The organism is Caballeronia sp. dw_19, from assembly GCF_018449515.1.
GTDB lineage: Bacteria > Pseudomonadota > Gammaproteobacteria > Burkholderiales > Burkholderiaceae > Caballeronia.
Window position 1 is genome coordinate 290716 of record NZ_JAAVUQ010000001.1, and the last position, 14077, is coordinate 304792.

At 58.6% G+C, this 14077-nt stretch carries 14 protein-coding genes; 1 reads left to right on the top strand and 13 read right to left on the bottom strand.

All coding sequences use genetic code 11. From position 1 onward, the window contains the following. Positions 1 to 356 precede the first annotated feature (356 nt). Entirely contained in the window at positions 357 to 1823 is a 1467-nt protein-coding gene (locus HB376_RS01185) for an alkaline phosphatase family protein (RefSeq protein WP_213761599.1), read from the bottom strand. 194 nt (positions 1824 to 2017) lie between these two features. On the opposite strand from HB376_RS01185, the gene HB376_RS40705 reads away from it, so the two are divergent. Next, positions 2018 to 2218 (top strand): hypothetical protein, encoded by a 201-nt coding sequence (locus tag HB376_RS40705; protein ID WP_255631094.1) that lies wholly within the window; start codon positions 2018 to 2020, stop codon positions 2216 to 2218. Between the two features lie 97 nt (positions 2219 to 2315). Here the strand turns inward: HB376_RS40705 and HB376_RS01190 are convergent, their stop codons facing one another. From HB376_RS01190 to HB376_RS01245, 12 genes are all read right to left on the bottom strand, one after another. Continuing rightward, positions 2316 to 2624 (bottom strand): H-NS histone family protein, encoded by a 309-nt coding sequence (locus tag HB376_RS01190; protein WP_213761884.1) that lies wholly within the window; start codon positions 2622 to 2624, stop codon positions 2316 to 2318. A gap of 275 nt (positions 2625 to 2899) precedes the next feature. Then, a complete protein-coding gene (locus HB376_RS01195) occupies positions 2900 to 4072 on the bottom strand; it encodes an FAD-dependent oxidoreductase (RefSeq protein WP_213761600.1) in 1173 nt (390 codons plus the stop codon). A 139-nt stretch (positions 4073 to 4211) separates the two neighbouring features. After that, positions 4212 to 4982, bottom strand: a complete 771-nt coding sequence (locus HB376_RS01200; protein WP_213761601.1) for an NAD(P)-binding domain-containing protein — start codon at positions 4980 to 4982, stop codon at positions 4212 to 4214. Positions 4983 to 5005: 23 nt separating this feature from the next. Continuing rightward, positions 5006 to 5374, bottom strand: coding sequence for a cupin domain-containing protein (locus tag HB376_RS01205; RefSeq protein WP_213761602.1), 369 nt, complete (start codon positions 5372 to 5374; stop codon positions 5006 to 5008). Between the two features lie 30 nt (positions 5375 to 5404). Then, positions 5405 to 6241, bottom strand: a complete 837-nt coding sequence (locus tag HB376_RS01210; RefSeq protein WP_213761603.1) for a transporter substrate-binding domain-containing protein — start codon at positions 6239 to 6241, stop codon at positions 5405 to 5407. Positions 6242 to 6310: 69 nt separating this feature from the next. Further along, complete coding sequence (locus tag HB376_RS01215) at positions 6311 to 6973, bottom strand: amino acid ABC transporter permease (protein ID WP_213761604.1); 663 nt, start codon at positions 6971 to 6973, stop codon at positions 6311 to 6313. Continuing rightward, entirely contained in the window at positions 6970 to 7611 is a 642-nt protein-coding gene (locus HB376_RS01220; RefSeq protein WP_213761605.1) for an amino acid ABC transporter permease, read from the bottom strand. The genes HB376_RS01215 and HB376_RS01220 overlap by 4 nt, the downstream gene beginning before the upstream one ends. Continuing rightward, positions 7611 to 8426: an amino acid ABC transporter ATP-binding protein gene (locus tag HB376_RS01225; RefSeq protein WP_218627141.1), complete on the bottom strand. Its 816-nt coding sequence runs from the start codon at positions 8424 to 8426 to the stop codon at positions 7611 to 7613. Before HB376_RS01225 ends, HB376_RS01220 begins: the two co-directional genes overlap by 1 nt. 239 nt (positions 8427 to 8665) lie before the next feature. Continuing rightward, positions 8666 to 9184, bottom strand: a complete 519-nt coding sequence (locus HB376_RS01230) for a MarR family transcriptional regulator (protein ID WP_213761606.1) — start codon at positions 9182 to 9184, stop codon at positions 8666 to 8668. A gap of 63 nt (positions 9185 to 9247) precedes the next feature. Next, a complete protein-coding gene (locus tag HB376_RS01235; RefSeq protein WP_213761607.1) occupies positions 9248 to 10207 on the bottom strand; it encodes a hypothetical protein in 960 nt (319 codons plus the stop codon). A gap of 2 nt (positions 10208 to 10209) precedes the next feature. After that, on the bottom strand, positions 10210 to 11517 hold the full coding sequence (locus HB376_RS01240) for a Xaa-Pro peptidase family protein (protein WP_213761608.1): 1308 nt from the start codon (positions 11515 to 11517) through the stop codon (positions 10210 to 10212). A 314-nt stretch (positions 11518 to 11831) separates the two neighbouring features. After that, the gene (locus HB376_RS01245; protein ID WP_213761609.1) at positions 11832 to 13871 is read right to left on the bottom strand and encodes an NADH:flavin oxidoreductase; all 2040 of its coding nucleotides are present in this window, start codon (positions 13869 to 13871) and stop codon (positions 11832 to 11834) included. Between the last annotated feature and the right edge of the window lie 206 nt (positions 13872 to 14077).

Sequence of the window (14077 nt, forward strand, 5' to 3'; positions counted from 1 at the left end):
CTGCTTGGCACTGCCTGACTATCCGCATGCCAGCTCTCGCGCTATTACTAGAACCCTACAGATAAAGAAGCCGAGGTGTGCAGCCATCCAGTCGGTAACCACGCTGCGGGGCATGGTGCCGGTGCCTATGCGGCTTTGTCGTCGGAAGCACACCGGCCCTCAATCCGGATCGGGCAGACAAGCTGGTTCTGTCGTAGTAGGTATCTTTGGCTTAGCAGCGGAAATATAATATGTAATGCTTACTTATACATAAAAAATATCGCCGGGAGCGCGATGGTCTTGTCGCGGGAAGGATCGCGGCATTAACGAGGATCTATATAATTAGTTTTGCTTATGTTTAAAATATGTCGTTCCGTTCAGTGCTTGCCGCCGCGCCGGCTGCGCTGGCGCTGGATATGCTGACTCCACGCGGCCGAGCGGTCGCGAATGAAGTTCGTGAGTTCGGCGGTCGAAGATGGCAGCGGGTCCGGCTCCACCTCGTAATGGCCTTTCTCGTTGCGGACCGGCAGCGCGGCGACGCGGGCCGCCTGCAGGCGGTCGAGCCGCGAAGGTGTCGAGGCGTCCTGGTGATGCAGGCTCGACACAGGCACGGCGACGTTCGCGAGCGGATCGTCATCGCGTGGCTTGTCGAGCTTGAGTACGTCACCAAGCGACGGCGCAGCCGCATCGCGTTTCGTCAGCGGTTTCGTGCCCCAACGCTCGTGAAGCGTCTTCAGCACCGACGTGTGATCGATCGTTTGTCCCTTCGGTGCGCGGAACACAGTGCCCGCCTCGATCAGCGGCGAGACGAGCACGGCTGGCACGCGCAGGCCGAAGCGCGTGAAGTCGAAGCTGTATTCGCCGACCGTGCCGTCGCCGGGCGGCGTCGCGTTCGACGGCGGCGCGACATGATCATAGTTGCCGCCGTGCTCATCGTAGGTGATGACGAGCAGCGTCGAGTGCCAGCCGCGACCGTTGCGCAGGGCGTAATAGGTGTCGTGGATAAGCTGTTCGCCTGCCGCAACGTCATAGTTCGGATGCTGGCTGTTGCCGGTCGCGTCCCAGCTTGGCTCGATAAACGTGAACGCGGGCAGCTTTCCACTCGCGGCGAGCGCCTGGAAATCGCGGAAGTGGCCGAAGTGCGACTCGTCGGCGTGCTGCACATCGGGGAAATCATGACGCGTGAGCGGATCCCGGTTGTAGCCGAAGATCGCCCAGTCGACCTTCGCGTCGTCGAGGTCCGACAGGCGGCCGAAGATGCTCGGGCACGTGAATATCTTGACGTGATCGTCTAGATGGCCTTGCGACGTGCCCGCGAGCGCGAACGCGCGGTTCGGCATGGTCATCGTGGGCACCGACGCGAACCATGCATCGCACACGGCGTAACCGCGCGCGAGCCCCGAGAGCACCGGCAGCAGTTCAGGCGTGTACATGCCCATGATCTGTGATGGCTCGGTACCGGACAGCGAGTCCTTGTAGTGCTTCGCGAGATCCGAGGCGATCGCCGACTTGAAGTTCAGCACAAAACCGCGGTTGTCCGGGACGGCGCCCGGGGCGGGATCGTCGGTTGAGAACAACTGGTAGTTCGTGTTGTAGAAACCTTCGCCGGGATCGGCGCCCGGCATGAGGTACGGATGCGGATCGCTCGCCTGGATGCTGTAGACCTCGATCTCGTGGCCCGTGTCGTCGGGATTCGATTCCTTGCCGGTGAGGCCGTCGAACGCGTGGCCGAGCGGAGAACGGTTTCCGGTGTCGCGGTAGAGGAGACCGAGCATCTGGTCGAAGGACCGGTTTTCCAGCATCAAATACACAATATGGTCGATTTTTTCAAGCTTGTTCGCCATGGCCGTCTCCTTTACGAACTTTGCAAAGTACGGCGCTTGCGTGATTGTTGTGTGACCATCTACAACGCGTATCCCCGCAACGCACAAACACGCTCGATAAAATATAATGCTGCTTTGCAACATTTACCGTCTATGCTGATTCGAGCAGGAGCATGGCCTTCGTGCCAGTCCGGTTCCCTATACGGGAGGCATACATGACGAGTCCGCGCTGTTTACCCAATTTGACGCTTCACGTCTTCGAACAGGATGGTGGCTGGCACTGGGGGCTTACGATCGACCGAGTGCATGGCACGGGCAAGAAAGTGGTCGCGTATAGTGAGGAAGTCTTCCGTTCAGCAGCGGACGCTCGTGCCGATGGAGAGCGGGCCTATCAGCGCCAGCATGACGGAGCCTAGCCAACTAATATGGTTTGATCGGAGCGCCTACAGAAAACGCCCTGGGCACGCCGAAGGCCGGCGTCCTCCCGGGCGCCCTGCCTTTCCCTGAAAAGCGTCACTGATTGCGAAATAAAGACGGCTGAATCAGGAAATCGTCGCGATTCTTGTCTGCAATCCACTGTGGCGCCCGCCCCCGCCCGCTCCACGTCGCCCCGGTGGCCGGGTCGCGGTACTTTGCGTTCGGGACCGGCGGGACCATTCGGGCATGAGCCCGGGTGCCTATCAGCTCCTGCAGGGAGATTTTATATTCCCTCATTTTCGCGACAATCTCGCGCAGCGCGCGATCTGCTTCCTGCTGACGTGCCTGCTCCAATTCCTGTTGAAGCGCTTCGCGCTGCGCCAGTAGTTCCTTCAAACCAGGCATTACCGTTTCCATATTTTCCGAAATTGATTGGGTCGAGTAGATGCAGCCAAGGGCCGCCTGCCTGTCGAATATTAACCTCTATGTCCGGAGTTGATAACGGCTATCAAGGAGACGAGCCTCGCGAGCGTATCGGGCGATCGTCTCCCGAGTCGCTCATCGGCGACCATCGTGTCGTACAGCGCGTGTTTCCTCAATGAAGCTTGAGCCATGGCTCGGTCCGTCGAATCGCAGCAATCCCTTGATATCAAAAGCCCGCATCGCGAGCGCGCATTGCGCTAGACAACGTTCTTTTCCACAATCGGACGGCGCTCGAGCACCCGCTCCCAGCTCAGTGACGACAGGTCGAGTGAGGTGTACTTCCCGGAGAGAATCAACTCGCTCACGCCACGTCCGGTAGCCGGCCCTTGCTGAAGCCCATGACCGCTGAAGCCATTTGCGAACACGCAATTCTCGACGTCCGGGTGATAGCCGATAATTGCATTCTGGTCGAGCACGTTGTACTCGTAGTAGCCGGACCAGCAGTTTTCAACGCGCAGGGCCTCGAATTCCGGAACACGGTGAGCAAGCGTCGGCCAGATGACTTCGTCGAAGATGGCGTGGTCGACTTCATCCAGCGGCAGGTCATCCGGGTCATTGTCCGCGCTCGGCGACGTACCGCAAATATACGTCTTCCCCTCAGGGCGAAAATAGACCCCGGTCGGATCGATCAGCAAAGGGCAGTGTTGCAATATCGCCGGAGATGAGACGTTGAAGATGCTCCGGCGCCGCGCGAAAACAGGGATGTCGATACCCATCATTTCCGCTGTCTTGCGCGCCCAGGCGCCCGAGGCATTGACCACGGTGTCGCATGCATAGCGCTCGCCATTGCTCGCGACGACATGCGTGACGCGTCGACCGTCCCGCACCAGTCCCGTCACATCCGCCGCAATGTAGCGCGCACCCAGCGACTGGGCCTTCTTGCGAAGCGCCTGCACGAGACCGTAGCCGTCGAACCACCCTTCTCCGCTCTCGCCGAACGCGCCGGATACGAGGTCCTCGACATTCAACCACGGGAACTTCGTGCGCAGCGCGTCCTGCGCCATGAGCGTGATGTCCGCTCCAAGCGTCCGTTGCAGCGCGTGGTTTTCACGAAGCGTTGCGTCCCCTGCCTGAGTGGCGAGGAAAAGATAACCGCCTTCGTGAAGATCGATGGCCGGCTTGAACCCTTCTACTTCAAGAATGTCCCCAATACCGCGAAGAAACTCGATACCGTACAACGACATTTGAATGGAAAGCGGTGTAGAGAACTGCTGCCGGATCGATGCGGCCGAAAGTGCCGACGATGACTTCGCGTAGCTCGGGTCGCGCTCAATAACGGTCACATCGACCGTCGGATCCGACGCACGCAGAAAATAGGCGATGGAACTACCAATGACCCCGCCGCCAACTATAACGACCTTAGAACTCACGACTCACTCCAAATTGTTGTAACCCGACATGTAACCCGACGACTCGCGTTCGCGAGCACGTTTCCTTTGCATATTCTCTCTAAGCCGCCTTCGCATCCCAACACGCCTGCTGCAGATTGATACCGCAGCACCAGAGTCGTCATGCGGATAGCTTTAGCATTTCCGCAAGCCGTGCAATGGCTTCTCTCCATGGGGCATCGAAGTGACGCGCCTTCAAATGATCGAGTCCGGCCTTGGTAAATGTCCGCTCGGTCGCAATGCCTGCAGAGATATCAAGGAGGCTCGTCGCCGGCACGCTCAAGGCGAAGCTGGCGGGACCCGCAATATTGCCAAGCGTCAGCGCACGGGCAGCGTCCGGTTCAAGACCATGCCGCTCAAGCTCGGCCGCAAGCGCATGGGCAAGGTCGTATATCCACGTCGACGCGCAGAGCGAGACCATCGCCACGTTAAACGCAGCCTCGTTCGGCAATGCCACGACATCCCCGGCGCAAGAGAGCAACGGCATGAGCCCCGGCGCGGGCGGATAAAGCGGTATGGGCCCCGGCGCGATTTCGATGTAGCTCCCCGGCATGATGAGATGGATGCCCCCTACTTCAGGCAGCAACGCGCGAAGGTCGTCGAGGCGAATACCCGCCATCGCGGAAAGGACGGTGTGGCGACGCTCCCAACGGAGATTCGCCAACGCGGCTTCGGCATTCTCCGGCCTCACGCTCAGGAGGACTACGTCGGCGCCAGCCAACACCTCTTCAGCAGACGCAGTCACCACGCAGTCGTGATTTCGCGCCAGCGTGCGGGCGGTGTCGGCATTGCGTGGCGAGAGCAAGACCTTGCCGTCATAGCCTCCCCGACGGAGCGCCGCAATAAAATATGAAGCGAACTGTCCCGTTCCGATTACGCCGAGAGTGGTCATGGATGCATTCGATATCTGCATGACTAAGCCAACGCCGCTGCTGTATTCCGGTAGATCAGCATAACTACGCATCCCTGTTCGGACGCCGCTGTATGAAGCGTTCCCGGCGAACGCACACAGTACTGCCCACGCAGGTAAGTACGCTCTTCATCCGAGAATTCACCATCGAGAACATAGATCTCCTCGAATAAGTCATGACTGTGCGAACCCGTCCTTGCACCGGGCTCGACTCTCATCAAGGCGGTGGACTCGCCGGTAGAAGGATTCTCGAACAACGTCACAAGATCGAATCCCGGGGTGTCGGTTGGCTGCCACGGAAGCGCCGTCGCATCGAGAAAATGCGAGCCCTTCACATCAGGACCCAACACGACTCCCGTGGCTGAGCTGATCATGGCTTCTCCTCGATGCGAGACCGACATGGGTTACTGAATCAGCCGCGGTTGGCCAACGTCGGCGGCTGAAGGCTCCAGACCGTGCGCCTTCAGGATCCGCGCGATATCGCCGGACTTGTGCAGATCCGCAATGTCGGCACTCAAGGCATCGCCGAGGGCCTGATTCGACTTCGTGTACGGAAATGCGGTCTGGCCCGGCTGAACCGATGCCGGAACCCTCGCGTCCGGCTTCACTGCCATGATCTTGATCGACGAATAACCGCCCTTTTTCTGGTCGTATTGCGCGACGGCGTAGCTGTCAGTTCCCACGTCAATCCGGCCAGCCGCCAGATCCTGAGCCATGGCCACCGGATTGGGATAGAGCGTCAACGAACTGCCGAGTACCTTCTGGAGGTCGCCCGTCCAGAGATAACCCTGAACCGATCCGACGCGTTTTCCCTGTAAGCCAGCGATCGTGTCGATACCCTCCTTGGAGATGACGCCCATCTGGTCGAGATACATCGGGCCGCTAAGCCCCAGGACTTTCGCGCGGTCAGCGGTCCTGTACCAGTCACCCATTCCGATGTCCGCTTTCCCCGACACCACCGACTGGATGACTGCCGCCGGATCCACCGTGCTGATGGAGAGCTTCAGGCATTCCTTCGCCGCGATGAGCTTGACGATATCTCCATCAACGCCGCCAATATCGGTGCCGCTCGCCGGTATCGAATACGGAGGAAATACCCATGCTGCAACCGATAAAGTGCCGGACGTAATGGTCGGAAACGTGTGAGCGGGCTTGCACTGATCCGCGAAGGCAGAATAGGTGACGCAGGATAAAAGGAGGCCGGCGCACAGCCTCCTCAAAAATTTCGCGGACGTTTTCATGTCGTTTTCCTATCGTGGCTTCAGTGGAGGGACATTCACAGGCAGCTAAGCGGTAAAGAGGGAGCGGATCTATCGAACGGCATGACGTCCCAATCGTCGTTCCAGTACGGAGACAAACAGCGTTGCGGGAATGCAGACGACAGCGAACATCAAGCCGGCAAGGATCAGTACCGGCATATATTCAAAGGTCGTGGACCCAATATTCGATGCCCGGCTGACCAGCTCAGGAAGAGCGATCGTGAAGCAGAGAGACGTTGCCTGAAGCATCATTATCGAAAACCCGAGAAGCGCGGGCAGCGCAACCCTCAGGCCTTGAGGAACGATCACAAAGCGCAGTGCGTCAAGGCCGTTGAGTCCGATCACTAACGCCGCTTCCTTTTGTCCGTACGGGACGGCCTCGAATCCGGCCCGGATGATCTCGCTCGTATAGGCGCCGGTGCAGCACGCCAGCGCAACCACCGCGGACGCAAACGATGACAACGTGAGACCGGCCGTCGGCAAGCCGAAATAAACAAACTGGAGCAGGATAAGAACCGGCGCCCCTCGTCCGATTTCAACGAACGCCAACGCGGTGAACCTGATCGCCTTCGACTTGGCCGGCACCGCAAGCGCAAGCACAAGCCCGAGCGGAATGCCTATCGCGAGGCTCAGCGCCGTGACCTCGAGCGAGAGGCCATAGCCGTCGATAAGATCCGGAAGCCAGCCCTTCCAGAGATTCAGAAGCTCCATCATCTCGATACCCTCGAACGCAATTGAACGTCGGTCCAGCGCGACAGCCACGCGATCGGCAAACTCAAGAGTATGTAGAGAAGCGCCGCAGCCGCGTAGACGCTCAGCCCGCGAAACGTCTGCTGAGAAACGTGATACGACTGATAGGCCAGATCAGTCACGCCAATCGTCGATGCAACAGCGGAGTCCTTAAGCAAGCCAATAAGATACGTAGCGCCCGACGGCAATGCGATCCTCGTCAACTGCGGGAGCACGACGTCGCGAAACTGCTGACTCCTCGTCAGATTCAACACCTTCGCTGCTTCGAACTGACCTGGGTGAATAGCGGTCAGCGCCCCCCGATAGATTTCGGACATATTGGCGGCGGTCACCAGGCCGAGGCCCACTACGGCCGCAGTAAAAGGGCTCATGGCTATGAGGCCGTTACCAATGCCGAAAAACACGAAGAAAAGCCAGACGATCGGTGGAATCGATCGGCAGGACACGACGGTCGCCGTCGACGTAAATCGCAACACACCGATGGTCGAAAGGCGCATCGCGCAAAGCGGCAACCCAAGCGCCGCGCCCAGAATGAACGACGCCAAGGTGAGCGCGATTGTCCAGGGAACACCTTTCAAGATCGCCGTGAGATCCATGATCATTAGCGGTCCCTCACGGCGCTAAGGAACTTGGCTGCGCGTTCGGTCTTCGGTGCGCGCATGATCTCGGCGCTGGGTCCTTCCTCGAGTATGTGACCTTCCGCCATCAGGATCACGCGGTCCGAAACGTTCTCTGCAAAATGCATCTCATGGGTGACGACGATCATCGTCATGCCCGATAACGCAAGTTCCTTCATGACCGCCAACACTTCCAAACCCAACTCCGGATCCAGCGCGGAAGTCGGCTCATCGAACAACATGATCTCCGGTTCGAGAGCCAATGCACGGGCGATCGCGATCCGTTGCTGCTGACCGCCAGAACACCGCCCGGGATACTGGCTCGCTTTGTCCGCCAGGCCAACGCGCGCCAGAAGATCCATCGATCTTACGTCCGCCTCCCTTCTGGAGCGCCCCATGGTGCGCTCCTGCGCAAGACTGACGTTGCGCAACACCGAGAGGTGGGGAAACAGGTTGAAGGACTGGAACACCATCCCAATCTTCCGGCGCAACGCGACGAGGTCCCGCCGGGAGGGCGGGCGTCCGGCGTCGATCGTTACGCCTCCGATTGTCACCTTGCCTTCGTTCGGCGGCTCGAGTTGATTGACACACCGAAGCAACGTGCTTTTTCCGGAACCGCTGGGACCGATGATCGCGATCACCTCCCCGGCACGCATCTGAAAGGTAATGTTCTCGAGTACCCTGTGCGTGCCGTATGTCTTGCTCACCGATTCAACGCAAAGTATTGGCTCACCCGTTGCCCCCGTGCGCTGCGAAGTAACCGGCTCGGACTTTAGAAAAGGAGAAGCGATACTATTCATGGAACTCACTCCGTGAACTTCGTGCAAAGCCGGTCTCGGTCGATTGGGCGACCACCACTGCAGGCCATCGCCGCCTCACAGCACCACTAGCACCACTCGTCTAGTTGATTGGACTAAGCCAAAAAACAGACCTCAAGTGATGCTTTCGCACCATGTAGTGCAAAAGTTGAATCAACTATTCGTGACTTGCATTCGTGGCCCCTTTGCAGCGCCCTTTGCAGCCCCTTCGATCAGCGTCTTCACCATTCATGGCGAAACTGCATTAACTTGTTCAATACCTGATCGAGCAACGCGCGCTCCGATGAACTCAACCCACTCAGCATGGTCGATTGCCGCTCGATAGCAACGGGCACCACACGTTCATAGAGCTTCCGCCCGCTTTCGTTCAAGATGAGCGAGCTCTCACGCCGATCAAGCGGGTTGATCTTGCGCCGAATCATCTTCCTTTCGCTTAGTCGCGTTACCGCACGGCTGATGCTGTTTTTCGGACGGCCAGTCACATCGCAAATTGTCTTGGCAGCCATCGGACCATAGGAACTCAGGCAGCTCAGCACGTTAAACTCGTCACGGCCAACGTCGAAGTCACGACTCATCGCTGAAAAGCACGGCTCGGTGTAGTAGTTCGACCAGAGCGTGAAGCGCCATGCGTCGCTGATTGGTCCGTTCGTGACGACCGCAGCGAAGACGTCTTGCGCACTAACGGTGCTGTCGGACGCCTTCAGCTCCGCTTCCTGAATATCCTCTACTGTACTAACCATATCTGTTTGTCCTTAAATTCAACAACCAGGCGAAGTCATAAACAGACTGCACTCTCCCTTGCCTCAACGAAAGGACTCGGACAACCATTCCGCCATCATCAGATCCAGATGCCCGCCACCACCGTTCTTGAACAGGGTAATTTCCTGCGGGTCGCGTCGCCCGGGAACCTCCTTTCTGCACAGGTCAAAGAGATCTCCCCGGATGTCCGACAGGGTGAGGGTTCCGTTCTTCAGCGGTTGGACGATGTCGCCGCAATGCTCCGCCGTGAGTCCCAGATGGTCTACGAAAACACTCGATCGAAGAATGGCAGCGTCGTTTGTCTCGCGCATGTCCGGAGTGAAGCCGCCGACAAGATCGACATGACACCCAAACTTCAGCCACCTCCCGTCGAGCACCGGCGTGGGCGACGACGTCAGGCACACCACGATGTCAGCGCCCGCGACACTCGCCTCCAGATCATTCGATACCTGAAAATTGACAGGGAGAAAACGCTCTTCTATCAACTGCTCCGCGCGACTTCGATTCCGGTTCCACACGTCAATCCGTTCGATGGTCGGGCAAACGGCATGCAGGTAGGTCAGATGAGTCCTGGCCTGAGCACCGGCGCCGAGCACGACCAGTTTCGTCGGGTTGACCGGGGCGAGATAGCGCGCCGCTAGCGCGGAATCAGCCGCCGTCTTGCATCGGGTAAAGCTTTCTCCCACTATAAAAGACCTGAAGCGCCCATCCACCCGGTCGACCAATGCAAACGCGGAATGAACCGTAGGCGAAGGCTTGCTCAATTGACTATTGTCGGGAGAGATCGAAACAATTTTTGCGCCCATTGATCCGTCGGCCCGCGCGCCCGCCCAGATGAGCAACTCGGCGCTGGGCCGGTTGTTCCTCGAGATCGGTGTATGAAGCCGGCCAATCGTTTCGTATTCCTCCAGATGTTTCTTTTCCATTGCATCGATCAGTGCAATAGGGGAAACCCGCGCCAGCACCGAGTCGGAATCAATCACGCGAGGAAGGGCTTCGGTCATGATCAGTATCGGCGGCCTATAAGCGGACTTTGCGAAAGGACGATCGAACCGTTCGCGGTAATCAGCACCTGCTCTTCAAGCTTGACACCCTCTTTACCGCCCTGCTCGCCGATGTAGCTTTCCACCGACACGACCATGTTTTCCTGGAAGGTTCCGTCGTACCCCCAGGCGTCGAAGTCGACGGCATAGGCAACGCTCGGATATTCATCCACCAGTCCGACACCGTGAAGCATCATCATGTACCGGTTATGGACGTAACGCTCTGGCACCGGCCAGCATTGTTCAGCGAATTCGCGAAACGAAAGTCCCGCGCGAAGCAGACCTACGTTGTGCATGATCTGGTCTTGCGCATAGCCGAGGAGATTTCCCTGGCTTGCTGACATGCCTCGGCCCGGACAAACAAAACTTCGGGAGATATCGGACAGGTAGCCGCCCGGCCCGACCATATCTGTGTCGAAGCAAACCATGTCTCCCGCCTCGATCACCCGGTTCGTCGCGTCCTGGAACCACGGGTTGGTCCGCGGGCCTGAATTCAGCAATCGGCTTTCGGCCCATTCCCCTCCATGTGCGATGTTTGTCTCGTGCAGGATGCTCCATAGTTGGTTCTCGGTCACGCCGGGACGAAGCGACTCAACCATGCGCGATATGCCCAGATCGCATACCGCCATGGACACCTCGTGCTGCGCGATTTCCTCCGGCGACTTGATCAGCCGCGCCTGTTCGGTGAGTGGCTGCGCGTCGAACAATTCGATGCCATGCGCCTTCAAACGCTCTGCGCCCCAAGGGTCGCAGCGATCAACCGCAAGCCGGCGGTTACCTGCGCCGTAGGTGGAAACCAGGTCGGCTACTTCGCTGGCCCACAACGTGGCTTTTTCTTCGACTCTCGGGCCGGCGAGAAAATACAGCCACGGAATGGCTGGACGTATTTCGTCGATGGTCTCAATGCCTTCGCTGTTGTGTCGACTGCTGACGAAATCAAACAGGACGACCGGCCCGTCTGTAGCGATATAGACATAACGACTCGGCGAATGCATGACCCAGAGCCCGAGATTATTCGTGTCAGTGGCGTAGCGAATATTCAGCGGATCCGCCAGCAGGATCCCGCCGTAATCATGCGAACGCAGTTGCGCGCGAATTCTCTCGAGACGATAAGCGCGCAAGGAGCGCCGGTCGATGCTCTCGTATTGGCGAATCAACGCCCCGTCGACAGGCGCAATCTGGTGCCCCTTGACCGCCAGATCCTCTCGATACTCGCGGCCGTCACGAGGACGTTGCAGGGTCAAGCCGGAAACGCGCGCGTCACGATCCATGATTACGTCCGTCCATTTTCGAAGGTCCGCGGCTTGTATGAATTCGTCGAACGGTTCGAGACCCGCAAAGAGACCACAACCCCTTGCGACCTGCTGTCTGGCTACCGTCGATTTCAGATTAGTCCCACGTGGAACCATCTGTCAAGATATCAAAAACGTCAATTTCGCGCGAAGTTGATGGCCGCGTTTTGAAGCGTTCGCCTAATAAATGAACGTTCCCGGAAATATGCGGACGGCGCTACGATAACCATAATTATTAGTTATCCAAATCGCTATAAAAACCGATATTGGCTTTGATGAAACTGGCCCCGTCCCTACAGATCCTTGACCAGACGAAGCGCATCGTAGATTGCCGCATGCGTGTTGCGCGCGGACACGGCATCGCCTATGCGGAAAAGCTGGAACGCGCCTTCCGGGTTGGACTTGCGTGACTGCTTCGTCCCATCGATAAGATCGTTGTAGTCAAGCGCGCCGAGGTTGCTCGACACTGGCTTCAGTTCGAAATACAGATCGTCCATCGGAATGGTTCCGTGATTCACCACGACCTGATCGTGACGCTGCTCGTTGTGGATGCCGCCGTAGTCGCTGCCCACCACTGCAACAAGCCCGTTTTCATCACGATGCACCGAAGCGAGCCTATAGGTCACGGTGAACTTCACGTCCAGCTTCTGCAGCGAACGCATATAGGGCACGAGGTTCATGCTCATCACTTCGGGCGAGAACGAGCGGTCCGGCGTCATGATCTCGACCTTCCCGCCGGCTTGCGCAATGACCTCGGCTGCCTGCAATGCGGCATGGTCGCCCGCGTCGTCGAAGATCAGAACGTTCGAACCCGGCTTCACGTCGCCGGAGATGATGTCCCAGGTCGATACAACCAGCTCGTTTCCTTCGCGCAAAACGTCGGTGCGGGGCATTCCGCCTGTCGCCACGATCACCACGTCCGGGTTTTCGGCTTGCACCGTCGCCGACTCGGCCCACGTATTGAACTTGAACGTCACACCAAGCCGCTCGCATTGAGACATCCGCCAATCGATGATGCCGATCATCTCCTTGCGCCGCACGTTCTGCGCGGTCAGGCGGATCTGGCCGCCGGGATGGTTCGTGGCTTCGAGGACCACGACCTCATGTCCCCGTTCACCGGCAACGCGAGCTGCCTCCAGTCCCGCCGGGCCTGCCCCGATGATCACCACTTTGCGCCGGGTTTCCGCACGCGCAATCTCGTGCGGCATGGTGGTTTCGCGGCCCGTGGCGGCGTTGTGAATACAGTACGCGGCACCGCCCTGATAGATGCGATCGAGGCAATAGTTCGCGCCAACGCAGGGTCGGATATCGTCTTCCCGGCGCTCGATGATCTTGCGAACAATATGCGGGTCCGTCATGTGCGCGCGCGTCATGCCGACCATGTCGATCTTGCCTGACTCGATCGCATGCCGCGCTGTCGGCACATCCTGGATTCGCGCTGCGTGAAAGGTGGGGAACCCGGTCGCCTTGCGGATATCTCCGGCGAAGTCCAGATGCGGAGCGCTTTTCATGCCCTGGATCGGGATGATGTCGGTCAATCCGGCATCGGTTTCCAGGTGACCGCGGATCACGTTGAGAAAATCGACGAGTCCGCTTTCTTTCAGCTTCATCGATATATACAGCCCGTCCTCTTTCGTAAGGCCGCCTTCAATAATCTCGTCGGCGGTGTATCTGATACCGAGCAGGAAGTCCGGACCGACGCGTTTGCGCATGGCCGTCAGGACGTCGAACGTGAACTTCATCCGGTTGTCCAGCGAGCCGCCGTAGGGCGCATCCAGTGTGTTCGTGAGTGGCGACCAGAACTGGTCCATCAAGTGTCCGTAGGCTTCGAGCTCGAGCCCATCAAGACCGGCCGCCTTCATTCGCTCTGCTGCGTCCGCATAGTCCTTGATGATGCGCTCGATATCCCAATCCTCGAGCTTCTTCGGAAAGGAGCGGTGCGCAGGCTCCCGATTGTGCGAGGGGGACACCGCCGGAAGCCAGTCGCCCTTGTCCCAGCGCGTGCGCCGTCCAAGGTGCGTCAACTGGATCATGACCGCTGCGCCGTGCTCGTGGCATTCGTCCGCCAGATCCTTCATCCAGTGCACGACCTCGTCCTTGTAAGCGAGAACGTTGTTGAACACCGGCGGACTGTCCTTCGATACGGCCGCCGACCCCGCCGTCATCGTGAGCGCGATGCCCGCCTTCGCGCGCTCGACGTGATACGCGCGGTACTGCTCCTTCGGCATGCCGTCCTCCGCATACGCCGGCTCGTGCGACGTGGTCATGATGCGGTTGCGGAACGTCAGATGTTTGATGGTGTAAGGCTGAAGGAGCGGGTCGCTTGACGACATGGCGTGGCCTTTGACGATTTTTGTTGGGGGATGCAATGAAGATTATTCATTGTGTACACCTGTGTCAAGTATCTCGACTACAATGAACATTAAGATGCTGGGTTGATCGTCAGAGAGGGGTTACGTTGCAGGGTAAAGGACGGAATGCAGGGCGAAAGCGCTTTGACCGATGCCGGTCCAGACGCCAGAATATCGTCACTTTCGTG